Genomic DNA, 26199 nt, shown 5'->3' with positions numbered 1-26199 from the left:
TCATGAGAACACTATTTATCTTCATCACTCTATTTTTCATTCAAGTACTAAGTGCTCAGAACTATTCTGAGCGCTTAGATCTTTGGCTTATTGAGAAAAACAAACGTTCCTATGTTCCTGAGCACATTCTATTTCTCAATCAACAGACCCAAGAGTATGGTCGTCTATCGATAGATTATACTAAAGAAAAGGGAAATTACAAGAAAAGTCAAGACGCTGAAAGCAATAGAAAATATGCCTTCTCAGCTGAAGGATTTACAGATATAAGTAAATTCAAAGTCTATGGGAAATTCACATATGCCAAAACATTCCATGATAAACTGGCTAATGATCTAAGAGGAGTGAAAGACGAATTTAATCCCTTCTACTTCTATGCCAATCATCCAAACAATTTTCAAAACCAACAATATTTAGCCAACACGTTATTTAGTTATGAGTTAATTAAACAAAGGGTATTTGTAGGATTTGGAATAGACTTTAACTACAATTGGACAACAGGAAATAACGACCCAAGACCCGATGTAGTAAACTACTTCATACGCTATAAAGCAGATATCGCATGGCATATAAACAAACACAAAATAGGAGTAGGATTCGCTTATGGAAAGGTGACGGAGGAAAACAATATTATGTATAAAAACAATGAATACAAAAGCAGTAATAAATACAAAGAACGCTTTTTGAATATCAGTCTTGGATATGGTGATATTGTTTTGAGTGACCAAAATCTCTTATTGGATCGCAAGACCAAAGAGAATTCATACACCTTTGCTCATCATTATAAAGCAAAAAAAGTAGAAACTGCGACTCTTATAAAAATGAGCTATTTTGACCAAAACGCAGAACTAAATAAGTATAAGCAAAGCTTTGATGTCTATAATCAATTTAAAAATGAACAACTTACTGTACAGAGTATACTTACTTTTACTCCTACAGAAAACAATCAATATCAATTAAGCCTAAAATACAACAATTACGACGGTAAAAACCTAAGACAAATAGAAGGTCTTAACTATAAAGTTGATCACTTCAATGCAAATGCTCAATTACTTGCTTCATTTTCTAAACTATGGAAGAATACTGATGTACAAATAGGTATAGATCACACTCTTTACTCTACTATTCGAAAAGATTTCGCCATAGGAGTATACAGCGAAGAAAAGCAATTATTAAACAAGATTATTTTGAATACTATAATTGATCAACCTAATCACTTTTATCAATTTAATATTACTCCCCTATACAGACTCAAGCTTGTTAATGACTTGACCATTCCTGAAACACAATACACTAATTTTACAGATCAAGTAGTCATTCCTAACTACCAATATAACAATGACAATGCCATGGGGCTACAAGGCGAAATTGGCTATGGAAACAAAACTTGGTTAAACCAATACAGTATATACTTGGGATTATCAGGACACTATCTTCAGTCAAAAGGACAAGATCGCAGTAGTATTAATCTTAGCTTAAAACTATATTTATAATGAACAGAGCTATCTATTTAGCTATCTTATTATTTTCTATTTTATTTTTTAGTTTTCATCGAATAGAAAAGCCTTATGCAGAATATCAAACTATTGAAGATTTGCGTCAAGCTTATGAAAAGCCAACGAATTTATGGCCGTCCCCTACATTAGATAGTACGGCAGTTTTCACAGAATTAGGAGCTTTGCTACCTGCTCCAAGACTACGTAAAGAAGATAAGTCAAAAGCAGAATTGGGCAAAATACTCTTTTACGACCCAAGGCTATCCTCATCGAACAAAATAGCTTGTGCTACTTGCCATATTGATACTGCACATTGGGCAGACAAAGAAACCTTAGCAATTGGACATGAAGATTTAGTAGGAACACGAAATACACCAAGCATAGAAAATGTATGGATTCAAAAAGAGCTATTCTGGGACGGAAGAGCTAATAGCCTACAAGAGCAACAAATCATGTCTATCGAAAATCACGTCGAAATGTTTCAAGATATAGATGAACTTCCCAAGAAGATTGCTGCAATAAAAGGATACAAAAAACAATTCAAAAAAGCCTACGGAACTAACAATATCACAAAGGATAAAATACTAAATGCAATTGCCTTATTTCAGCAGACCATTGTTTCTAATCCTACACCTTTTGATAGTTTCATTGACGGTGATTACAAGCAACTATCAGACCAACAAGTTCACGGTCTACACTTGTTTCGAACCAAAGCCAGATGTATCAATTGTCACAGCGGACCTTACTTTACAGATTTACAATATCACAACCAAGGTTTTACATTCTACAAGCGGAAAAGAGAAGACTTAGGGCGATTTAACGTTACACACAAAGCCTCTGATGTTGGCAAAATGAAAACTCCTGGATTGAGAAACGTCATGCATACAGCACCGTGGTTTCACCAAGGTATTTTTCCCAATATAGAAAGCGTCATTGCTATGTATAATGCAGGTATGAATATACCCCACCGCAGAGAAGAATACAAAAATGATACTTTATTTCCTGTTACTTCCCCGTTACTTAAAAGATTGAATTTAACCAAGGAAGAACAGCAAGCAATTATAGCATTTTTAGAAGCATTATCTTCTAAACCTATGCTAATAGAAAAACCAACATTGCCAAAATAAAGTACTGTGAACTAAAAACTCACAGTACTTTATTTTTTTCACTAAGCAATACATTACTAAAACAAAAAACAATACTTCATACCTTTGTGATTACAAAACAAATAACCAATTATTTTTTAATCACAAAGGATTTTTATCATGACCGATATCGAAGATAATTTTGTAATTTAACTCTGTTTTTCAGCACTGTAATATTTTAAATCATGGAAAGAGTTATCAAGCTTGTTTTAGCCATCATGCTATTGTTTTGTTTGTTACAAATGCCTTATGGCTACTATTCTCTATTGCGATTTGCGTGTTTTGCAGGTTTTGGCTTCTTAGCTTATTTAGCTAAAAAGAAGGAAAATGATACGGAAATGTTTATTTTTGGAGCCCTTGCGCTATTGTTTCAACCATTTTTTAAAATAGCTTTGGGAAGAGCTCTATGGAATATAGTAGATATAATCGTATCGATTAGCCTTATTTACTCCATCTTAAATCACAAAGAACCAAAAGAAAAATAATATCCAAATGTTCAAAAAACACTTCTTACTTCTCTGTCTTGTCTGTACTTTATCCACTTTTAGCCAAGAAAAAACAGAAAGTGATACTCTAATTGCTTACGAGATAATCTACGTCAATAAAGAGGTGTTTGACAAACAGATTTTTTTGACAAATGTGGAATTGTTTTACACAGAGGAAGGTAAAACTTTTTATTTAGAGGGATTTAATCACACAGGAGAAAAAACTATAATCGCATTGAAATACGCGCAAACAAATAAGGGGATAGATTACTTTGAATTCTTCAACAATGAATATGAATTCATTAACGATGAAGAACAAGCCATTTTTTACTTTAAATCTAAATCTAAGCAAGTCAAAGACACCTCTGACTCCATGTATCGCGTAATACAGATACAAAAAAATTAGTAATCTTCGTACTTACTCTCCTTTTTGTGCTTTCTTGCGTAAAGTATAAAGGTAAAGACTTTCTACTTTCTCTCTGGCCCAAGGAGTCCTTCTCAAAAAAGTAAGTGAGGATTTAATACTTGGATCGTGTGTAAAGCAGCGGATATTAATCTGATCGCCTAACCCTTGAAAACCTCCATAATATTCTACTAATTCCTCTACTATATTTACTAACTTTTTTCCGTGTAAAGGATCTTTAGATTCCTGCATACTTCTTGTTTTTATTCTATGCAAAGATACACTTAATCTTACACCAAAAATCAGTGGCTTCCAATAAAAACCATTGTTGTGACGCACTGTATATCTCTGAACGGATGCAAGTATTTATCCAAACTACATACACTGTCTATACTTCCCTGCCTCTCTGTTGTGAGCTAAGGAATACTTTCCTACAAACAAACTGGCGATCCAATTAACCATGTTGCAACTAAACACCTAATAAAGAAAAGTTTACATTCAAACAACTAATACAAAAAAGCAATAGCCATCTCCCTAAAAAAGACGTATAGCCAAACATATTAGGCCGGGGTAACTGGTATCGTTATAATAAAATGATATAAACAAGTGTACAGTTAAAATCAGAATTATAAACAATAACTGTACAGCTATAGTAGGACGAGACAGAGATTTTAGGGGGTGGTCGGCTTGTGGTCGCATAGTGATCGCATAGTGGTCGCATACTATTAGGCAAAAAACATGCGACCACTATGCAATCAACTTCCCATCACCATGTGACCAATCGCTATCAGAATGCACAAAACCACTGCTCCATTTCTTTTGCCAAACAGCACAGCTTACCAAACAGCAACTTAAAAAAAGTATGAAACATAAAGCCTCCATTTTTCAAACATCAATACGCTGTGTTCAATTAGCTCTCAACAGCACTATAAAAATAAAAGGTCACAAATAGACATCGCCTACTTGTGACCTAACTCATTATATAGAAATGTAGTACTGTTACTACACTTTACATACTTATTTTAAAATGTGTAAATATCCAATGTATTTCCCTGTTCAAATACAACCTCAGCGTGCCCACTTGGTGCATCATAAGGAGCTTTCTCTAAAATAGAAGGGTTAGTTGGATAAGTTCCGTTAGTATACACCATTTTTTTCCACTCTCCACCTGACTTAACATTTAATATTTTCCACTCATTTTCCATAGTTGGCTCAACAAAAACAGCTCCCTCCATCACGGTAAACTTCGTGATCAACTTATACGTTGAATCTAACAACAACATAGTACACCCACCTGAACCACAGAAATATGAACCTGCAAGACTAACAAATATCTCTTTTTTTCCATCGTTGTTTAAATCTACTAGATACATTCTAAACTGGCGATCAGCTTCAGCGACCACTTTTAAATCAGCTTCAGTCAAAAACTCCGTTTTCAAGAAATCACTTACCCCTGTTGCCACTTCTGAAAGTGAAGTTTCAGCTTTTGACTCTTGTTGCTCTGTTACTACCTCTGCAGGAACTACTGTTGCTGCTTTCTGTTCTTTCTTACATGAAACAAACGCTAAACCTCCTAAAAGGATAGCAATCATACTAATTCTTTTCATACTTTAATTTTTTAATACTGACAAAGATGTATATTTAATTGATTGAACAGTGTCTTTTTAACAACAATTTGATAAACTATGCTCTCTTGCAGATTATTGCTTTCGACCTGCTATTCTCAATACATGAGCATTTCCTCTGTGGTAAAGGCCTTCGGTTAGTTCAACCTCTTTTTCCTCTAAGATATAGAAGTCAAAACCTTCAAAATCCTGCATTAATTCCGCTATGCTGTATAGCATTGCAACATTACCTGGACCACCAACATTGGGATTCTCTTTTTGTTTGACTGTATGTTTTTTTTCAAAAGCCTCCACAAGGAGTACCCCACCCTTTTTTAGATAAGTAGCTAATTGGCGATGGTAAGCCCTTCTTCTTTCTTCTGGAAAATGGGCGTAAATTAAAGCTAAGGCATCAAACTGCTCTTCTGTATAACGCAGTTCTTCTATATCACTAACTGTATAATCAATCGATACACTGAATCGCTCTGCTAACTGTAAAGCCTTCTGTTTTGCCTGTTGACTTTGGTCAAAAGCTGTTACTTGCCATCCTTGCTTAGCTGCGTAGACTGCATTTCGTCCCTCCCCTTCAGCGGCCATAAGTATATTTCCCTTAGATTTTATATCCCTTATTACATCACTAAAAAACGCATTAGGTTCAATACCATAGGCATACGTAGCTTCACTATATCTCTTATCCCAAAATTCTTTCATTCTTATTTGCTTTTTGCTTTTGATATCTTGGCTTTTGTTCCACCATTGATGACTTGAGTATATCCTTTGTTTTCTAAAATGCGTTTGGCTTGTCCACTGCGCATACCACTTCTACAAAATACAACAATTTTACTTTGCTGAGGTAATTTGTGTAATTGCCCCTCTAACTTATCCAAAGGAATATTCACTGCACCAGGTACAGAACCACTTTTAAACTCTCCTACTGTACGCACATCTACTAAGATTGCTCCTTCTCGAATATAGTTTGCCAACTGCTCGTTATTCCCGAATCCCAATAATTTATTGATAAAACTGATCATCTCTTTATTGTTTAAAAAGTAAAAATAGAGTTTCTATTCTAGGTTAAGTGTAACTTAGGTTACCCTGCATGAGAATATCTGGTAAAATGAGGCTTTTCAGCAAAAAGTATACGAACCATTTAGATAGGGCTGTGTTTTTGGAGAAGTACTCAAACTTTGGGATTCTGGGTTTTTAAATCAGATAAAAAAAACTTACTTTAGCACAGTTTAAAATTCATATTAATCATATAACAACACGATGAAACAAGTAACTTTAAATCACATACACGAAGGTTTAGGAGCTAAGATGGTTCCTTTTGCAGGTTTTAATATGCCTGTACAATATGAAGGAGTAAATGCGGAACACGAAACCGTAAGAAACGGAGTTGGGGTATTTGATGTATCTCACATGGGAATATTCAAAATCTCAGGACCAAATGCGTTGGCATTAATCCAAAAAGTTACTTCAAATGACGCATCTACTTTAGTAGACGGTAAAGCACAATACTGCTACTTCCCAAATGAAAAAGGTGGTGTTATAGATGATATCATTACGTATAGAGTGAATGAAAGCGAATACTTAATGGTGGTAAACGCGTCTAATATTGAAAAAGATTGGAATTGGGTTACTTCTCACAATGACGTAAATGCGACTTTAGAGAATTTATCAGATGGTTATTCAATTTTAGCTATTCAAGGTCCTAAAGCAATTGAATCAATGCAAAGCTTAACTTCTGTAAACTTAGCTGAGATTAAATTCTACAACTTTGTAGTTGACACTTTCGCTGGAGTAAAAGACGTAGTAATCTCTGCAACTGGATATACAGGTTCTGGAGGGTTTGAAGTTTACGTAAAAAATGAAGATATCGAAACAGTGTGGAACAAAGTGTTTGAAGCTGGTGCAAACTGGGGAATCAAACCAATCGGATTAGCTGCTCGTGATACTCTACGCCTTGAAATGGGGTACTGCTTATACGGAAATGAACTAAATGATGAGATTTCACCATTAGAAGCAGGTTTAGGATGGGTAACGAAGTTTACAAAAGATTTTATCGCATCTGACATTTTAAAAGCAGAAAAAGAAGCTGGTATTAAAAATAGATTAGTTGGTTTTGAATTGATAGGAAAGGGAATCCCAAGACACGACTACGAAATTGTAGATGCACAAGGAAATGTAATTGGAAAAGTTACCTCTGGTACACAATCTCCTTCATTAGGAAAGGGAATTGGTATGGGATATGTTCCTGTAGCATTAGCAACTGAAGGTAGTCAAATCTTTATCCGCATCCGCAAAAACGATGTTGAGGCAAAAGTGGTAAAAACACCTTTTTATAAAAAATAAGACAAAGTAAATGGGAGTTTAAAAATAAGCTCCCATTTTTTTTATGATATATATGAATAATACTATATTTTTGCACTATTAAAATTAAGTAACAATTTATTATGGGAAGAGCGTTTGAATTTAGAAAAGGACGTAAGCTAAAACGTTGGTCTGCTATGGCAAAAACGTTTACAAGAATCGGTAAGGACATTGTAATGGCTGTAAAAGAAGGTGGACCGAATCCCGAAGCTAATGCTCGTCTACGCGCTGTAATACAAAATGCTAAGGCAGCAAATATGCCTAAAGACAACGTAGAACGTGCCATTAAACGTGCTACAGATAAAGATACTGAAAACTATAAAGAAGTAATCTTTGAAGGATACGGTCCTCATGGTATTGCATTCTTGATAGAAACAGCAACTGACAACAATAATCGTACAGTAGCTAATATTAGAAGTTATTTCAATAAGTGCAATGGTACATTAGGTACTCAAGGATCAGTTGAGTTTATGTTTGACCACACTTGTAACTTCCGAATTCCAGCAGAAGAAGGCAGAGATTTAGAGGAATTCGAATTAGAGTTAATTGACTTTGGTATTGATGAAATTTTCGAAGATGAGGATGGAGTAATGATTTATGCTCCTTTTGAAAGTTTTGGTGCTATCCAAAAAGAATTGGAAGGTAGAGGAATTGAGATTTTATCTTCTGGATTTGATAGAATCCCACAAGTAACAAAAGAGCTTTCTGAAGAAGAAATAGCTGATGTGGAAAAACTATTAGAGAAAATCGAAGAAGATGACGACGTACAAAACGTTTTCACTACAATGGCATAATTTTGCGGCTTCGTTTGTATTAAAAAAAGACGAAATACTTATAATAGAGTATTTCGTCTTTTTTTATTCAGTCGTACTTAGTCAAATGAAATCGCTTAGGAGAATATCCAAAGTGCTTCTTAAAAGCTTTAGAGAAAGTTACAGAAGAAGAATAGCCTAAATCAAAAGCTATCTCTGCAATAGTATGATGTGCCTCTTCTAATTTCTTTATAGCGATATTCATTCTTCTATGTTGAGCATATTCAAATAAACCAAAATTGTATAAATGCTTAAACCCTCTCTTTAATTTATATTCATTTATAAAGAATAATTTAGATAGCTCCTCAGTAGTATAAAATTCGCGATAATTATGGTCGATGAAATCTTTTATATTAGATAATACTAATTCGTCTTCTATTGTCAGCTTTACGCCTAATTGTAACTTAGAACACTCCACTCTCCCTTCCTCTTTCTCATGTAATAACACAGATATTACTTCTAACACTTTGCCTTTTATATACACCTCTTTTGCTATCCCTTTGTAACTACATGTTTTAATCTCATTTAGTAATACTAAAAGTTCTTGTGTTACTTTAATATCCTTAATTAATCTACAGGTCTGGTCATTTTTTATCGCAGTAGTAAACTCTATAATAGTCTCATCATGCTGGCTCCATTCATTAAAGAACTCTAAAGGGAGATAGATATCTAGATGTTCATATATAGCATCTTTTTCAAATATAACATCCGCAATAGATCCTGTACTTAAATAAGTTAAATAACAATGAAAAGGCAAATACATATTAGGTATTCCATTTATAACATCTCTGACGATATGTTTGCCGAAAAAGAAACTTAACTCAACATACTCTATTTCTTCAAAGACATAGTGTAAGGCATAATTTTGTGTATATTTCAGATAATATTGGCGAATAACAATATCTGCAGAATCAAAAATATGATAGGTTACAAAAGTTCCTGAGTCATTAATTAATTCTTTTTTACTCTGGTTCATCTCGTTAGTTACCATATTCTCTAACTCAAAAAACTCAACGATCTGGTCACCTTTTTCCATAAAGCTACCTATTGATTACTAAACTGCTAATTTTTACTCCCTTTTGGCTAAGTCATTTCATAATATAGAGTCTACTTTTGCTTCCATATTCAAATTTATTAAATCTAAATTAATTATACGATGAAAAGATTCTTTTTAATCAACACAAGTAATAAACTCTTACTTTCAGGTCTATTATTGATCAACTTAAGTGTTTATGCCCAAGAAAAAGGAAACATCAGAGGAACAATAGTAAGCCATACTCAAGAAAAATTAGCGGGAACTACTGTTTCTTTAAATAACTACTCTTATAAAACAATATCAGATAATAACGGATATTATCTTTTAGAAAACATAGAATCAGGTAAATACCTTATCACTCTACAGTACAAAAATACAATTGCAAAAGACAGTATTATAATATCCGCAAATCAAACTACTACAAAAGATTTCATGCTATTTGATGATAACAGTGAAACTCTTGAGACAGTAGTGATTAATACTAACAAAAATATCCGCTCTTCTTCTTCTTTGCGAACAGCAGCTAACTTATTAGATGTTCCACAAAATATCCAAGTGATTGACAAAGGGTTAATGGATGATCAAATTAGTATGACAATGAGTGATGCTATTGCCCAAAATGTCAGCGGTGTAAGATCAGTATTGCATCAAGAACAGGCAAGTGCAGGAATATATGTACGGGGTTATAGTGCCAGTAACTTAAGAAATGGAATGGATATCTCTGGAAGTTTTGGTCCTATTAGAGAAGACAATACCTTCATAGAACGTGTTGAATTTGTAAAAGGACCTGCAGGCTTCATGATGGGAAATACCCAACCAGGTGGTTTCTATAATATCGTAACCAAAAAGCCAAAGGGTAGTAACAAAACGACTGTTAAAACTATTTTAGGTAGCTTTAATCTATATCGAGCAGAGGTAGATTTGGATACTAAACTAACAAAGGATGAAAAGCTTCTGTTCCGCATTAACGCAATGGCTACCAAAGCAAGTTCTTTCCAACTATATAATAAAAACAACTATTTATCCTTAGCACCTTCATTAAAATACAATATTAGTGATGATACAAATATTACCTTTGAATACATATTCAACTCTAATGAGTTTGAAGGTGGGTTTTCTAAATATGCTTATTCTAAAAAAGAGTTTAAAGAACTACCTCGCAAATTCACTTTTACTGACCCTATCGTAGACCCTACTATAGTTAAAGAACACAATGTATTTATTAATCTGAATCACAGATTAAGTGACGATTGGAATCTTACAGCCAAACTAGGCTATGTTGAAGCTACAATGGAAGGAGAAAGTTTATATTCAATCTACAACTCTATAGATGATAAGGGGAATGTACAAAGAGCTCTTTCAGTCAACGATGCTTATAACTCAGCTAAGGTTGGTCAAGTTTATATGAATGGTAAATTTAATATCACAGATAAGATTAAAAACAATGTGCTATTTGGTCTAGATATGGGACAAAAAGAGCATATGGCAGATTGGTCTCTTGTTTCTGATGCTAAAGGAAAAGCTATTCCTGTAGGTCCTTTATTTAATATCTACAATCCAGTGTATGGTAAACTTACTAAAAAAGATATTCCTACCTATGACCGTTCTCGTTCATTAAGAGAAAGAGCGGCAGGCAATATTCAAGAGTACAGCTATATCTCATTATATGTACAAGATGAGTTACTATTATTAGACGAGAAGCTTAGATTAGGATTTGGCGTACGCTATACCTCAACAGAGAAAACAACAAGTGCTTCTAAGGGAGATGTAGTAAAGAATCAAGCGTATACACCTCGCTTCAGTGTCACTTATAATATCTCCCCATCATTCTCAGCTTATGCCTTATATGATCAAAGCTTCCAAGAACAAGTTGGCCAATTAGAAAACAACAAGACAGCTGATCCTTCCAAAGGAACGAATAAAGAATTTGGATTAAAGAAAACATGGTTTGATAAAAAACTATTTACTTCATTAGCATTCTACCGAGTAGATAAAACAAATATCCTTACCCCACGTGATGCCTCTGCGAATAATCAAATCATGGTACAGAGTGGAAAAGCTACATCTAAAGGAGTAGAGTTTGACTTAAATGGACACATTACAGATGGCTTAACCTTGACAATGAACTATGCTTATACAGATGCAAAGATAACTAAAGATAATAATCCGGCTAAAAAAGGTCAGCTATTACCAGGAACTGCCAAACACAGTACAAATGCATGGCTTACTTATAGAATTCAATCAGGAACATTTGAAGGTTTAGGTTTCTCTCTTGGGTACCAATACCAAAAAGATCGTTCTCAAGCTCCTGTTCAAGCTAAAAAGTTTTTACCACACGACTATTTCACTCTTGATGGAGGAATATCATACAAAAAAAACAACTATGCATTTAACCTAATTGTAAATAATATCACAGATAGATATAATTATGTAGGTCACTTTCCAGGTGCTTGGGGATATACACACTATGGATGGAGAGCTACTACACCACTCTCCTTTAAACTGAGTTTAGCATATTCATTCTAATAAATACAATCCCTTTCTAACATAGTTTCGAAAGGGATTATTGTTTTAAAAAAGCTATTCATCAATATTCGCAATATTTAAGGTACACTGTTCAATTTTTACTATTTTTGTTCGAAAATATTCTAAGGTATGAAATGGGAAGGCCGACGAGAAAGTAAAAACGTAACGGACAACCGAGGTAAATCAGCAGCAGGAAAAACTGCTATCGGTGGAGGTCTAATTGGTATTATAGCTATGCTATTGTACATTTTTGGAGGAGATACAGGTAAGCAAATTGCACCCGTATTAGAACAATTAAATACAGGCCAACAAACTGAGCAAGTAGAAACCAGAGCACTCTCTCAAGAGGAGGTTGCCATGGGTAAGATGGTTGCTGTTATGTTTGCTGACACAGAAGATGTGTGGCATAAAGTATTCAAGGAAAATGGACTCCAATACCGCGAACCAAAGATGGAGCTATTTGACGACAAAGTAAATACAAAATGTGGAAGTGCAACAGCTGATGTAGGCCCTTTTTACTGTCCTGCAGATGAAACTGTCTATATGGATCTGCGCTTTTTTGAAGAACTTCACACTCGCTTTGGCGCAGAAAGAGGGAACTTTGCTATTGCTTATGTTATCGCTCACGAAGTAGGTCATCACGTACAAACGCTCCTTGGCACAAATAGTAAAGTACACCAAGCTCAACAAGGCTTAAGCAAGAAAGAAGCTAATAAATTATCGGTTGGTTTAGAATTACAAGCAGACTTCTACGCAGGAGTATGGACTAAGTACAATCAAAAATACCTCGAAGCCAAAGACATCGATATCGCCCTTAGTGCAGCCCAAGCTGTTGGAGATGACGCTATACAAAAAAGAGTAACAGGCCAAGTTAACCCTGACTCATTTACCCATGGTACTTCTAAACAACGCAAAGAATGGTTTATGAAGGGATATCATACTGGCGATATAAAAGAGGGTAACACCTTTGATTATATCAGATAAAAACAATTAATAATTACAAACAACAAATGGCTCTAAGCCAATGCTTTCAATGAATAACTTAAACGATATTTTAAAAAACATAAAAGAAAACGGTTATCAAATTGCTCCTTTTCAGGTAATGGGTGAAGCTTTTACTTATTATAAGCGCACTTTTCTATCTGTTATTGCGACACTGATGTTTATCATCTTTGGAACAATGTTACTTATTTCGAGTATTATCTCCAATAATTATGACTTAAACAAAGAAGATCAAAGTGTCATGCAGGAGCAATTAGCTGAGATCATGAACAACTTTTTAAATCTATTAATTACTACCCCTTATATCTACTATTATTATGTTGCAATGATCTTCTTAACAGCTATTGGAAGTATTGTCATGGCAGGTTTCTTTAAGCTCAATGCCGATGCTTCACATGGGAGGTTACCCCGTTTCTTAGGAGCATTCAAATATTTTTTAAGTATAAAAGGACTTTACGTTTTTATAGCAGCACTAATTGTTACTACAGTTTTTATGGCTATTTCTGTACCTTTTCAATTAATGGGACTAAGCATGGTTGCTCTTGCGATCAATTGGTTAGTACATACACTAACGATCTTTACTATTCCCTTAATTATTTTTGGAAACCGTAATCCGTTAGCCGCTATCAAAGACAGTATCATGGTAGTGAATAAACAACCAATTCCAATCATTTTAACGATTGTCTTGAACTACTTTTTATTGATGAGTAGTTTGTTTATTTTCTTGATTGGAATATTCTTATTTCTACCTTACTTGTTCTCAGTTTACTTTACACTGTACAAACAAGTCATAGGTTATTATCCAGAAGAAGGACAACCGAAACACTAATATAGATTCGCTAACAAATAGATAAACGGATAGAGCAAAAGCTACTATCCGTTTTTCATTATATAAAAACAACCAAACACAGAACTAAATAGTTAACCGAGCCATCCTTCTCTATCTAAACTTCTATACTGAATAGCCTCGCCTATATGGTGAGATAAGATATTACTTTGTTTATCGAATCTCCCAGTAACGAGTATAAAAGAGAGTACTATCTTAAAAAAGAGTAACTCACATGCTCATTGTTTGAGGCGTTTTGAATCAAATGTTCTTAATTAACTAGTTTGAACAACGCATTTAAAAACTATCCAACTAGACTCTACAAATTACTTATCAGCTCTAAGAGCACTTTGTTTATCAAATATCAATTTATCCTCAACAATGCGAGAGGTGTTCTTGTTAGTTACACTCCTAGATAAGCCCACCAAGCAATATCTAATATCTTACTTGTACTGTTTTGCTTCTATTGCCAATACGGCACTGCCAAAAACCTTTGTTAACATACATTTGAATATTATAATAATTTTTTCATAATTAATATAGTAACCCTCGGTAACATGAGCATACTTCAACATATTCGGCAGTTCACAGTGTAGAACTGCTCCACGAAAGGCAACACTTTTTACATTTGAAAATTAAATTTATACCTTTGCCTGCTACAAATAAAAAATATCATTTTAACCAAAGCAACTCATTGTCTTTAAATGAATTACAACAAAGACACCCAATAGTTATATTGTCAAATACTAAAGTTTGGCATTAGTATTGAGTATAATACTGTAGATTAAATCTCACCTTTTAACAATTAAAAGAATTTTTATACAAATGATAACAAATAGAAAAACGGTTTTAGTAGCACTTTCAGCTTTAATCATGATAGGAACTTTGATAGGGATAAACAGCTGTAATATAGGATCTTCAAAAACATTAGATCCTAAAGAAAATGCTCTTGCATTACCTATTATCACTGTTGATACTGCTACTGCTATTACAGTAAAAGACTATATCGGAAATATCGAAGGGAAAGTAAATGTGGAAATCAGACCACAAGTAGAGGGTATTTTGGAAAAAATATTTGTAGATGAAGGATCCTTTGTAAAAGAAGGTCAACCTTTGTTCCAAGTTGATCCACAACCATACCAAGAGGTATTAAACAATATGATCGCTACAGAAAATGTCGAGAAAGCGAAATTAAAGAATGCTAAGCTTGAAATTGACCGATTAAAACCATTAATCGACAATGAAGTAATTGCTGAAGTTCAGTTGGAAACAGCTAAAGCAAATTACGAAATTGCTCGCGCTTCTTTAGCAAAAGCTTCTGCTGCTGTTGCAAGTGCGCAAATCAACTTAAATTACACGATTATCAAAGCGCCTGTAAGTGGGTATATCGGAAGAATGCCTAAGCGTATTGGTAACTTAGTATCTAAAACTGACAAAGAGCCTCTAACTGTTCTTTCAGACGTAAGTGAAGTTTATGTATACTTTGGAATGAGTGAATCAGACTTTTTATACTTCAGTAAAGACAATCCAAATAAGGCAGATTCAACAAGTATCACCAACTCTGGTCTAATGTTGCCTGAGGTTACCTTAATCTTAGCTGATGGACATGAATACGCTGAAAAAGGGAAAGTAGATATGATTAATGGACAGGTAAACCGCACTACTGGTTCTATCTCTATTCGCGCGTCATTTCCAAATTCTAAAGACGTCATGCGTTCTGGAAATACAGGTACTGTAAAAGTGAAAGAAACTAAGCCAAGTGTCATCATGGTACCGCAGGAAGTAACTACTTCTATTCAAGATAAAACATTTGTTTACATCTTAGATAAAGAAGACAAAGTTAAGTTACAATCAATCGAAGTAGATGGAGTATCTGGTTCAAACTTTATTGTACCTACAGGTTTAGCAGTAGGAGATCGCGTAATAAGAACAGGTTTTGACAAGTTAACGGAAGGGATGTATGTAAAGCCTATCCAATAATTTAATACACAAAACAAAAACCAAACTCAAACAAATATCACCTTACAAATTAAGATAATATGTTAAAAGCCATTATAAACCGTCCTATACTTGCTACGGTAATATCGATCATGTTCGTATTATTGGGCTTAGTTGGACTTACATTATTGCCTATAACTCGTTTTCCAGAAATTGCTCCACCAAGTGTAACTGTTTCTACATCTTACCCTGGTGCCAATGCGGAAACTGTAGCACAAAGTGTCTTATTACCTATTGAGGAATCAATCAATGGGGTTGATAATATGACTTATATTAGTTCTAAATCAAGTAACAGTGGTTCTGGTACAATCAACGTATTCTTTAAAGCAGGAACAGATCCTGATCAAGCAGCCGTGAATGTGTCAAACCGCGTGAGTAAGGCTTCAAGTGATTTACCTTCGGAAGTAAACGAAAATGGTATTTCAGTAACCCCGCGTCAGAGTGGTAATATTATGACTATAAACTTTTATAGTGACCACCCTGAGGAGGTATATGACGAAACGTTCTTACAGGCCTATACTCAGATTAACATCAACCGTGAGTTACTACGTGTACCTGGAGTTGCTTCTGTAGGTCGTATTGGAGCACGTGACTACTCAATGAGAACTTGGTTAAACCCAGAGAAGCTTGCCTTGTACAGCTTAACACCTCAAGATATTATCGCTGCTATAAAAGATCAAAACTTTGAAATAGCACCTGGTAATTTTGGGGAAACTTCAGACGAAGCTTTTGAAACAGCATTAAAACACAAAGGGAGATTTAGCCTTCCTGAAGAATATGATAATATAGTAATCAAAACCAATAAAGACGGTTCTGTATTAAAGCTTAAAGATGTAGCAAGAGTAGAATTTGGCGCATCGAACGTGGGTAGTGATAACAGTGTAAACGGTTATCCTGGTCTTACCATGAACATCACCCAAACAGCAGGATCTAATGCAAGAGATATTGACATTGCTGTTCGAGAAGTATTAGAACGAGTTTCAAAAGCTTTTCCAAAGGGAATTCACTATGAGATAAGTTATTCTGTGAAGGATCAAATTGACGAGTCAATTAGTCAAGTACAACACACTTTATTTGAAGCTTTCTTCTTAGTATTTATCATTGTTTACATCTTCTTGCAAGATTTTAGATCGACGATAATCCCAGTTATTGCTATCCCGATTTCATTAGTAGGTACTCTATTCTTTATCTATTTGATGGGGTTCTCAATAAACGTGCTTACAATGTTTGCCTTGGTACTTGCCATTGGTATTGTAGTGGATGACGCCATTGTAGTTGTGGAAGCAATCCACGAAAAAATGCATCAAACTGGACTCAAAGCCAAGGAAGCTACCATATCGACGATGAGTGAAATTACCAGAGCGATTATCTCTATTACACTTGTGATGTCTGCCGTGTTTTTACCTGTTGGTTTTATGCAAGGCCCAGCTGGTATCTTCTACAAACAGTTTGCTTATACCTTAGCCTTTGCAATTTTAATTTCAGCTGTAAATGCCTTGACTCTAAGTCCTGCATTATGTGCTTTGTTTTTAAAACAACCATCAGGCGAAGAATATGCAGCTAAGAAAGAACAAAACAAATTTAAACGAGTAAGAGCTAAGTTCTTTTACTCTTTCAATACAGCTTTTGATAGCTTTACTAATAAATATGTCGAGACAATCAAAAAGCTAATTACAAACAAAAAGGTAGCTATCTCAGGTTTAGCCCTAATCATTGGACTTGGTGTATTCTTTTTATACAAAACACCATCTTCATTTATCCCAAGAGAAGATGATAGTTATATCACTTACTCTTTGGCTATGCCTCCTGGAGCATCTCTTGCGCGTACCAAAATAGTATTGGCTAAAGCTGATAGTATCTTGCAAAAGAGAACTGATATCGAAGGAATGACGGCTATCTCAGGATATAACGCTATTGATGGAAATGCCAGCCCGTCTTTCGCCGTAGGCTTTATTAACTTAAAACCTTATAAAGAAAGAGGGAAAGTAAAAAACATCGACAAGATCATGGCAGAGATCCACAGAGATTTATCTGTAATCAACGAAGCGACATTCAACGTATTCCCAAGACCAACAATTCAAGGGTTTGGTGATTTTGGAGGTATTGAATTTGTACTTCAAGACCGTATGGGTGGTGGATTTGATGAGTTTAGTAAAATGGCAGATCAAGTAATCAGTCAACTAAATGAAAGACCTGAAATAGACAATGCGTTTACCTCTTTCAAAGCTAATTTCCCACAATACCTCTTGGAGATTGACTATGTAAAAGCAAAATCACTTGGAGTAAGTGTAAAAGATTTATTAACTACAGTTAAGAACTATTACGGACGTGTAAAAGCAGGGGACTTCAACAGATTTGGTCGTACTTATAGAGTATATATGCAGGCAGACATTGAGTACAGAGAAAGTCCGCAATCATTCAGTTCTATCTATGTGAAAAACAAAGACGGTGAAATGCTTCCTGCCAATACGCTAATCAAATTGAAAAAAGTATTAGGACCACAAACCGTAACAAGATACAACTTGTACAATGCCATTTCAATCAAGACAAATCCTGCACCAGGATATAGTACAGGAGATGCGATGAAGGCTATTGACGAGGTAACTTCTAAGATGCCAGGTAACTATTCGTACGAATACACCGGTATGTCATTGGAAGAAAAAGACTCAGGAAGTCAAGCAGTATTAATTTTTGCATTGAGTATAATCTTTGTTTACTTCTTATTGTGTGCACAATACGAAAGTTATTTATTGCCAATAGCAATTCTATTGACAGTACCAACAGGATTATTAGGAGTTGCTTTATTTGTCAATTTAGCAGGCTTGCAAAACAATATTTACGTTCAAGTTGGATTAATTATGCTAATTGGACTTTTAGCTAAAAACGCCATCTTGATTGTGGAATTTGCATTACAGCAACGCAAAAATGGTTTATCTATCTTTGATGCGGCTGTAGAAGGTGCTAAGATGAGGTTAAGACCAATCTTAATGACTTCGTTTGCCTTCGTAGCGGGATTGATTCCATTGATGTTTACTGTTGGACCTTCTGCTCAAGGTAACCACTCTATTAGTTTCTCTGCTGCAGGTGGAATGTTATTTGGAGTAGTAGCAGGTATTTTTATTATCCCAGTACTATTCTATGTTTTCCAGAATTGGGATGAAAAACTAAAAGCAAAATTTACTAACGACTAACAGAACAAAACAATCATGAATAGCGCAAATAAAATATTAAAATATACATTATACTCAGCAATGGTCACAGGAGGTTTATTAGTAACCTCTTGTGCTCCACAGTCAAAGTATAGAGCTCCTAAATTAGACGTTCCTGATCACTATAGAGGTCAAGATACCCTAACGATGGCAAGTGACTCTACAAGCATCGCAGATATTCCATGGAGAGAGTTCTTTGAAGATGAACAATTAATTGAACTAATTGACAAAGGTTTAGCTCATAACTTCGATATGTTAGATGCTATTAAAAACCTGGAAATTGCCAATCAAAGAGCAAAACAAGCAAAACACGAATGGCTGCCTTCTCTTAATGCCGATTTAGGAAATGTAAATTACCAATATAAATCTAAGAATTACTATGGTTCTGCTTCGGGAAATTACTATGACCACAAAGGCAAAGAAGCTCCTGAGAATATGTATGTAAACTCAGCTCAATATACTTCTGCCCTATCGCTAAGTTGGGAATTAGATATTTGGGGAAAAATTAGAAGTAAGAGTGCTGCAGCATTAGCAGAATACCTACAAACAACAGAGGCTACAAAAGCTGTACAAACAGAGTTAATAGCCAGTATTGTGGAAGGATACTACAACTTACTGCTTTTGGATGCACAAATGGAAGTTGCCCAAACCAACTATGATCTGACTAAAAATACACTGAAGATAGTCGAGCTTCAAAGAGATGCTGGACAAATTACTTCTTTGGCTATTCAACAAACGAAAAACCAGATGTTGGTTGCCAAAGCGTTAATTCCATCTCTAAAACAACAAATTGCCAATCAGGAAAATGCGCTTTCACTTCTAACTGGACAATTGCCAAATGAGATAGAAAGAAATACGAAACTGGCAGATGCCAAGGCGAATGAAACACTTGCTACAGGAGTTCCCTTATATATGCTAAGCCAAAGACCTGATGTTCAATCTGCCGAATTAGACTTAAAAGCGAAGAATGCTTTAGTTGGCGTAGCACAAACAAGTAGATACCCTTCTTTGTCTATTGATGTTACAGGGGGATTAAACAGTATGTTGGGCAAGAACTGGTTCAATATTCCAGGGTCGCTCTTCGGAGGTTTAATAGGTGAAGTAGCTGCTCCTATCTTCAACAAAAGAAAGCTGAAAACTGATTTTAAAGTTGCTAAGATAGAAAGAGAGCGATCTGAAATCAACTTACAGAAAACTGTTTACGGTGCAATAGCTGAAGTGACTGATGCTTTGATTAACTTACAGACCATCGACGAACAGATAGACATTGCACAAGAGCAAGTAACTACGTCAAGATTGGGAGTTAAACAATCTAACTTACTATTTAACAGTGGATATGCAACTTATATTGAGGTTATCAATGCACAAAAAAACTTGTTAGACAGTGAATTAAACTTGAATAAATTTAAACAAGCCAAATTACTATCACGTGTGAACTTATACAAAGCACTTGGTGGTGGTTGGAAATAATAAACAGTTCATCCTTTATTTATCATTCAAACAAGATAAATAAAGGCACTGTTAGAATAGCCAAACTCACAAACAACAAAACACGCCTTAAAAGACTGCTATACAGCAGTCTTTTTTTATTAGTCAATATACTAAATACACTCTTTTTTTTAATAATACACAAAGTATATCTCACCCCAAGAAGACTTGGTTGATTGCAACACAATATCGACCAGACGACTGCTATTAGTTTGCCTATCCTCTGATGAAATGCAAAAAAAAGAGAAACTACTTTGGAGCAGTTTCTCTTTTGATTCTCTATGATTCAAGGATACTATCGTATTCCTGCTTGATTCAAATAATTGTGATATCGCGCACTATTAGCATTGTGTTGTGCCAATGTTCTTGCAAACTCATGGTAACCAGGTCTATCAACACTTGCGCAAAAATAGATATAATCGTGCTCTTCTGGATTCAAAACAGCATCTATTGAAGTCTTGTCTGACATGGCAATTGGTCCAGGAGGTAGCCCTGCGTTTCTATATGTATTATATGGAGAGTCTAACTCTTTGTGTTTATTATATACGCGGTATATTTTTTGTTCAAAATCCCCTGTGTGAAGCTTATGTGCATACACAAGTGTAGGGTCAGCCTGTAATGGCATACCAATCTTTAATCTATTTAGATATGCTCCTGCCACTTTAGGTCTTTCATCTGCTTTTACCGTTTCTTTTTGTACAATAGACGCCAAAATAGAAACTTCAATTGGAGTCAACCCTATCGCCTTAGCCTTAGCCAATCGTTCTTCATTCCAAAAGCGAACATATTCACTTTGCAACTTATTTCTCAATTTAATTGGGCTAACGTTCCAATAAAACTCATAAGTATCCGGTAAAAAGATAACAAGTGCATTCTCTTGTGTGAATCCGTTGTCAGATAAAAACTTCTTATTCAAAAATGTTTCCAACAAAGCAAGACTATCTGCTTCGATTTGACTCGAAATACGACCTGCCAAATTCTCTATTCGCTCTTGATTATTGAAAGTTACTCGTGTCGGTTTATTATCTCTCAAAGCCTGAATAATGTCGTAGTTATTCATGCCATTTCTCAACTGAAATCGACCATTGATAACAAGTGCATCATAGTTTCTCTGTTCCGCAATAGTCTTGAAACTTTCAACATCTTTCAAATAAGGAGATAGCATACTCACCACTTTTTCAAAGTTGTCAGTTTCTGCAACGTAGATGTATTCCTTCTCGTTCCACCCTTCAAGATTGCTATTAAATGCCTTACCATACCAGATGTACAAATATCCCAAGAGACCAAAGGCTCCTAAAACAGCGATTAAAGTTATAATGTTCTTTACTTTCATTATTCTTGTTAAAAAATTAATTGATATAAACCTTCGTCTTTGTATTGATTTCCTTTGCGAGTCCACGCTTTTTTGATACCTACTAACTCAAAACCAGCACTTTCAAATAGGTTAATACTCGCCTTATTATCAGTAGATATATTTGCATATAACTGATTCAAATATAAGTGATTTTCTCCATATTGAATCATTAAATCTAAAGCCTCTGTACCGATGCCTTTTCCCCTTTCTTGTTCATACTGAATTACAATTCCAACACCAGCGCGGTTATTCTGAGGATCGTAATCGAATAGATCAATTAAGCCCAATGTCTTATGAGTTTCTCGATGACAAATTACCAATCTAAGTTGTTTGGCTTCGTAAATATCTTGATGGGCATTTTCTAAATATTGCTTAATGAGAAATCGACTATAAGGCGTTTGTGTATTGCTCACTTCCCATAGCTTCACATCGTTTTCAATTAAAAAAATAAACTCCAAATCTTCAGGCTCTAAAGCGCGTAGATAGATCAATTCCCCTTGAATAAACATTGTATATTAATTATTAAAAGTACCTTGGAAAACAAACTCTGCAGGTCCCGTTAAGTAAACATTTGTATAGGTATTGTCGCGTTTGTCAAAACTAATAGACAACTCCCCTCCTTCTACTTCAATGACAATGTCATTTGCATCAGCCTTTCCTTGGTGATACATGGCGATAGCTACTGCAGTGGCACCTGTTCCACACGACAGTGTTTCATCTTCAACTCCGCGTTCAAATGTTCGGATTCTAAAGCGATTCGGACCTTCTTGTTCAACAAAGTTTACATTGGTTCCAAAAGGAGCATACCTTTCGCTTTCTCTTATGGCTTTGCCTTTTACAAAAACGCCATATCTATCTAATTCACGAACCACCTCAACATGATGTGGAGATCCTGTATTTAAAAAGCTGAATTTCTTTTCTACATGAACCTTATCCACATCTATCATTTGCAAAGAAACTAATCCTTCACTACTGATTTTAGCAGTGTGCTCTCCGTCTACTGCAATAAAGCGACATTGGTTTTGAATCACACCTAAGTCCTTTGCAAAAGCGACAATACATCTTCCTCCATTACCACACATACTACTTTGCTTGCCATCCGCATTAAAATATACCATTTTGAAATCAAAATCTCTATCATTCTCCAATAGAATAAGACCATCGGCCCCTATACCAAATCGTCTGTCACACAACAACTCAATTAACTCCTGATTAGCCTTAGGAAAGTGGCTATCTCTGTTATCTATCATAACGAAATCATTACCTGTTCCCTGATATTTATAAAATTTCAACATATACTCTACGGTTTGATAAAAAGCAAATTTACAAATTAAGTTGTTAATCTCACTATGTTAAGTCTTGGTTAAACAACTTCGAAATCACTATTTCCTTTTTTATTTTTACATATCAAATCAATAAGCTTTTAGTTAATTATGAAGAAAACAATCAGTTTATTATTCCTATGCATCTTCAGTGGTGCAATAACCCTTGGAGGTTACAAATACTTTTTTGAAAATAAGTCAATTCCGACTTTAGAGCAAACTGCTAATTCAGAGCACACTCTGCCGTTAAAAACCTCTTCCATTGCTGGTAGTGCTGCACCGACAGATTTCACTCAAGCAGCAGAAAACACAGTAAATGCTGTTGTTCACGTTAAGAATTTGAGTTATACACGCACCAGAAGTAATTCGCTACTGGAATTCTTTTACGGATACAAGGGAGAAACACAAGCTCAAGTAGGAATGGGTTCAGGAGTAATCATCACAGAAGATGGCTATATCGTAACCAATAATCACGTAATAGCTAATGCTTCAGAACTTGAGGTGACCTTAAACGACAACCAGACCTATAAAGCAAAGCTTATTGGTACAGACAAACAAATGGACATTGCTTTATTAAAAATAGAAGCAGATAAGAAACTACCGTACTTGGTATTTGGAGATTCGGATAACCTAAGACTTGGAGAATGGGTCATCGCTGTAGGTAATCCATTTAACCTTACCTCTACTGTGACCACGGGTATCGTATCAGCTAAAGCACGTAACCTATCCAAATCAGGTATTCAATCCTTTATACAAACAGACGCAGTAATCAACCCAGGTAATAGTGGTGGTGCCCTTGTTAATACCCGAGGAGAACTTATAGGTATCAATACAATGATTTCTTCCAATACTGGTTCGTACGTCGGATATGCTTTTGCTGTCCCGTCCAATATTACCAAAAAAATAATTGAAGATTTATTAGAATATGGCGATGTGCAACAGGCCGTGTTAGGTGTTTCAGGTCTTGAACTAAACAACCTTATAGCAAAAGATCTAAAGATCGAACAAACGCATGGTTTTTACATACAAGATGTAGTAAAGCAATCCGATGCTGAAAAGGTAGGCTTAACTAAAGGTGATATCATCACGCAGATCAATAGCAAGCCAATCAAAACTTTTGTAGATATAAAATCCATTCTAAACACCAAAAGACCACAAGACAAAGTAGAAGTTACCTACATTAGAAATGGTCAGAGCAAAACAGATATGGTCGCGCTTATCAAAGCACAATCCCAACAAGTAAGTTACAATGGTTTTGAATTTGAAGAAATAACTGAGCAAGAAAGAGAAAGGCTTAAGATCAATTACGGTCTAAAAATCACTAAAGTAGACAACCCTAATTACGCACCATATAAAGACGAACTTGAACAAGGGATACTCCTATCTATAAATGGGCAAAGAGTACAAAACACTGCCCAAGCTAAAATGCTATTCGACAAAATAGTAAATTCACAAAAAATAAAGCTTGAAGTTATTAGTTCTTCGGGTGAACTAATAAGAATACTGCTTTAAATCCAAATAATCATTTAAAAGACTTCGAAAGAGGTCTTTTTATTTTTAACTCTTGATTTATTCGACAAAAAAGCAGACTTTTGCACTAATTTTATACAACACAATCTTATAATGAAAAATACAAGTTTATACGAAAAGGAATTGGCTTTTCAAGCAGATCGCAGAAAAGCATGTGTAGAGTTCATCAAAATCGTTAGCGATTTATGGTATGATAAATCTATTGAACTTTTAATGTTCCGCAATCAACTAATTGACCGTAGTGTTAGCGACATTATTAATCTTCATGAGTATGCTGCAAAATTTGTAGGAAAACCAATTAACATTTTCGACTCTGTAGAAATCGCTAAAGCTATTCAACAAGCTGATTTACCGCCTTCAAGAATAGATATCGGAAGACTGACTTACGAATACCACTTAGAAGACAATAAACACAATAATGCTTTAGGTTTCGTTGTAAGTAAATTAAAAGATGCTAAAGAAACTGAACAAATCGTACCAAAAGATGTTGTATTATATGGATTTGGACGTATTGGTCGTTTATTAGCTCGTGAATTAATGAATAAAATTGGTAAAGGACAACAAATGCGTCTTAGAGCAATTGTAACTCGTGATAAAAACGATCCAATTCTTTTAGAAAAACGCGCTTCTTTACTTAAATATGACTCAGTACACGGTGACTTTGAAGGTTCTGTAATCGCTGATCATGAAAACAATGCTTTAATCATCAATGGTACAACAGTACACATGATTTCTGCAGGTTCTCCAGAAGAAATTGACTATACACAATACGATATTGACAATGCTTTAATCATCGATAATACTGGTGCTTTTAAAACAGATGAAGATCTAAAACGCCACTTGTCATCGAAAGGTGCTTCTAAAGTATTGTTAACTGCTCCTGGTAAAGGTGTTCCAAACATCGTTCACGGAGTAAATCACACAGAATACGATCCAGCTCAAGTAGATATTTGGTCTGCAGCATCTTGTACTACAAATGCTATTACACCTATCTTAAAAGTAATGGAAGACAACTTCGGTGTGGTAAAAGGACACTTAGAGACAATCCACGCTTATACAAATGACCAAAACTTAGTGGACAATATGCACAAAAAATACCGTCGTGGTAGAGCTGCTGCACTAAATATGGTTATTACTGAAACAGGTGCTGGAAGTGCTGTTGCTAAGGCTTTACCTTCTTTAGCTGGTAAATTAACTTCAAATGCTATCCGTGTACCAGTTCCTAACGGATCATTAGTGGTATTAAACTTAGAAGTAGAAAAAAATACTACAGTTGAGGAGTTAAACGAAACAATGCGCAAGGCTGCTCTTAATGGTGATTTAGTAGAGCAAATCAAATATTCAATCAACAACGAACTTGTATCATCTGACATTGTTGGTACTTCTGCTCCATCTATCTTTGATAGTAAAGCTACAATTGTATCAGCAGATGGTAAAAACGTTGTAATGTATGTTTGGTATGATAATGAATATGGTTACAGCCATCAAGTTATTCGCTTAGCTAAATACATCGCTCAAGTTAGACGTTATACTTACTATTAATAGATAGAAGTCATTCTATTACAAAAAATAGTTCAGCTAAAAAGCTGAACTATT

22 protein-coding genes are annotated in these 26199 nt (G+C 35.0%); 14 read left to right on the top strand and 8 right to left on the bottom strand.

Annotated elements, in window-relative coordinates:
* Positions 1 to 2: 2 nt before the first annotated feature.
* The 4 genes from GJV76_RS03400 to GJV76_RS03385 all read left to right on the top strand — a co-directional run bounded on the left by GJV76_RS03400 (position 3) and on the right by GJV76_RS03385 (position 3529).
* The gene (locus GJV76_RS03400) at positions 3 to 1490 is read left to right on the top strand and encodes a DUF6850 family outer membrane beta-barrel protein (RefSeq protein ID WP_155091241.1); all 1488 of its coding nucleotides are present in this window, start codon (positions 3 to 5) and stop codon (positions 1488 to 1490) included.
* Positions 1490 to 2620 carry a cytochrome-c peroxidase gene (locus tag GJV76_RS03395; RefSeq protein ID WP_155091240.1) on the top strand — a complete coding sequence of 377 codons (1131 nt, stop codon included), beginning with the start codon at positions 1490 to 1492 and terminating at the stop codon, positions 2618 to 2620. Before GJV76_RS03400 ends, GJV76_RS03395 begins: the two co-directional genes overlap by 1 nt.
* 203 nt (positions 2621 to 2823) lie before the next feature.
* Complete coding sequence (locus GJV76_RS03390; protein WP_155091239.1) at positions 2824 to 3123, top strand: DUF6804 family protein; 300 nt, start codon at positions 2824 to 2826, stop codon at positions 3121 to 3123.
* 7 nt (positions 3124 to 3130) lie between these two features.
* A complete protein-coding gene (locus tag GJV76_RS03385) occupies positions 3131 to 3529 on the top strand; it encodes a hypothetical protein (protein ID WP_155091238.1) in 399 nt (132 codons plus the stop codon).
* A 12-nt stretch (positions 3530 to 3541) separates the two neighbouring features.
* Here GJV76_RS03385 and GJV76_RS03380 read toward each other — a convergent pair whose 3' ends face one another.
* The 4 genes from GJV76_RS03380 to GJV76_RS03365 form a co-directional block, all read right to left on the bottom strand.
* Entirely contained in the window at positions 3542 to 3778 is a 237-nt protein-coding gene (locus tag GJV76_RS03380; RefSeq protein WP_155091237.1) for a VF530 family protein, read from the bottom strand.
* 770 nt (positions 3779 to 4548) lie between these two features.
* A complete protein-coding gene (locus GJV76_RS03375) occupies positions 4549 to 5133 on the bottom strand; it encodes a hypothetical protein (RefSeq protein ID WP_155091236.1) in 585 nt (194 codons plus the stop codon).
* Positions 5134 to 5226: 93 nt separating this feature from the next.
* Positions 5227 to 5841 (bottom strand): class I SAM-dependent methyltransferase, encoded by a 615-nt coding sequence (locus tag GJV76_RS03370; protein WP_155091235.1) that lies wholly within the window; start codon positions 5839 to 5841, stop codon positions 5227 to 5229.
* Between the two features lie 2 nt (positions 5842 to 5843).
* Positions 5844 to 6161 (bottom strand): rhodanese-like domain-containing protein, encoded by a 318-nt coding sequence (locus tag GJV76_RS03365; RefSeq protein WP_155091234.1) that lies wholly within the window; start codon positions 6159 to 6161, stop codon positions 5844 to 5846.
* 238 nt (positions 6162 to 6399) lie between these two features.
* Here GJV76_RS03365 and gcvT point away from each other — a divergent pair, with 238 nt between their 5' ends.
* Entirely contained in the window at positions 6400 to 7482 is a 1083-nt protein-coding gene (gene gcvT, locus GJV76_RS03360) for a glycine cleavage system aminomethyltransferase GcvT (protein ID WP_155091233.1), read from the top strand.
* A 101-nt stretch (positions 7483 to 7583) separates the two neighbouring features.
* On the top strand, positions 7584 to 8294 hold the full coding sequence (locus GJV76_RS03355) for a YebC/PmpR family DNA-binding transcriptional regulator (RefSeq protein ID WP_155091232.1): 711 nt from the start codon (positions 7584 to 7586) through the stop codon (positions 8292 to 8294).
* Positions 8295 to 8361: 67 nt separating this feature from the next.
* Here GJV76_RS03355 and GJV76_RS03350 read toward each other — a convergent pair whose 3' ends face one another.
* A complete protein-coding gene (locus GJV76_RS03350; protein ID WP_155091231.1) occupies positions 8362 to 9348 on the bottom strand; it encodes a helix-turn-helix transcriptional regulator in 987 nt (328 codons plus the stop codon).
* Positions 9349 to 9468: 120 nt separating this feature from the next.
* Between GJV76_RS03350 and GJV76_RS03345 the strand changes: the two genes are divergently transcribed.
* The 6 genes from GJV76_RS03345 to GJV76_RS03315 all read left to right on the top strand — a co-directional run bounded on the left by GJV76_RS03345 (position 9469) and on the right by GJV76_RS03315 (position 20379).
* Positions 9469 to 11874, top strand: a complete 2406-nt coding sequence (locus tag GJV76_RS03345) for a TonB-dependent receptor (protein WP_155091230.1) — start codon at positions 9469 to 9471, stop codon at positions 11872 to 11874.
* A gap of 129 nt (positions 11875 to 12003) precedes the next feature.
* Entirely contained in the window at positions 12004 to 12858 is an 855-nt protein-coding gene (gene ypfJ, locus GJV76_RS03340) for a KPN_02809 family neutral zinc metallopeptidase (RefSeq protein WP_155091229.1), read from the top strand.
* 49 nt (positions 12859 to 12907) lie between these two features.
* Positions 12908 to 13705, top strand: a complete 798-nt coding sequence (locus tag GJV76_RS03335; RefSeq protein WP_155091228.1) for a hypothetical protein — start codon at positions 12908 to 12910, stop codon at positions 13703 to 13705.
* A gap of 822 nt (positions 13706 to 14527) precedes the next feature.
* On the top strand, positions 14528 to 15682 hold the full coding sequence (locus tag GJV76_RS03325; protein WP_155091227.1) for an efflux RND transporter periplasmic adaptor subunit: 1155 nt from the start codon (positions 14528 to 14530) through the stop codon (positions 15680 to 15682).
* A 59-nt stretch (positions 15683 to 15741) separates the two neighbouring features.
* The gene (locus GJV76_RS03320; protein ID WP_155091226.1) at positions 15742 to 18891 is read left to right on the top strand and encodes an efflux RND transporter permease subunit; all 3150 of its coding nucleotides are present in this window, start codon (positions 15742 to 15744) and stop codon (positions 18889 to 18891) included.
* 15 nt (positions 18892 to 18906) lie between these two features.
* A complete protein-coding gene (locus GJV76_RS03315; protein WP_155091225.1) occupies positions 18907 to 20379 on the top strand; it encodes an efflux transporter outer membrane subunit in 1473 nt (490 codons plus the stop codon).
* 313 nt (positions 20380 to 20692) lie between these two features.
* Here GJV76_RS03315 and mltG read toward each other — a convergent pair whose 3' ends face one another.
* From mltG to dapF, 3 genes are read right to left on the bottom strand one after another with little or no spacing between them, the layout of a single operon-like run.
* Positions 20693 to 21730: an endolytic transglycosylase MltG gene (gene mltG, locus GJV76_RS03310; protein WP_155091224.1), complete on the bottom strand. Its 1038-nt coding sequence runs from the start codon at positions 21728 to 21730 to the stop codon at positions 20693 to 20695.
* Between the two features lie 8 nt (positions 21731 to 21738).
* A complete protein-coding gene (locus tag GJV76_RS03305; protein WP_155091223.1) occupies positions 21739 to 22260 on the bottom strand; it encodes a GNAT family N-acetyltransferase in 522 nt (173 codons plus the stop codon).
* A 6-nt stretch (positions 22261 to 22266) separates the two neighbouring features.
* Positions 22267 to 23046 carry a diaminopimelate epimerase gene (dapF, locus tag GJV76_RS03300; RefSeq protein ID WP_155091222.1) on the bottom strand — a complete coding sequence of 260 codons (780 nt, stop codon included), beginning with the start codon at positions 23044 to 23046 and terminating at the stop codon, positions 22267 to 22269.
* A 138-nt stretch (positions 23047 to 23184) separates the two neighbouring features.
* On the opposite strand from dapF, the gene GJV76_RS03295 reads away from it, so the two are divergent.
* Positions 23185 to 24585 (top strand): trypsin-like peptidase domain-containing protein, encoded by a 1401-nt coding sequence (locus tag GJV76_RS03295; RefSeq protein WP_155091221.1) that lies wholly within the window; start codon positions 23185 to 23187, stop codon positions 24583 to 24585.
* Positions 24586 to 24696: 111 nt separating this feature from the next.
* The gene (locus GJV76_RS03290; RefSeq protein WP_155091220.1) at positions 24697 to 26145 is read left to right on the top strand and encodes a glyceraldehyde-3-phosphate dehydrogenase; all 1449 of its coding nucleotides are present in this window, start codon (positions 24697 to 24699) and stop codon (positions 26143 to 26145) included.
* The last annotated feature ends 54 nt before the right edge of the window (positions 26146 to 26199 follow it).

It is taken from the genome of Myroides albus, assembly GCF_009711045.1.
GTDB lineage: Bacteria > Bacteroidota > Bacteroidia > Flavobacteriales > Flavobacteriaceae > Flavobacterium > Flavobacterium album_A.
This window is presented reverse-complemented; position numbering and strand designations above follow the sequence as displayed.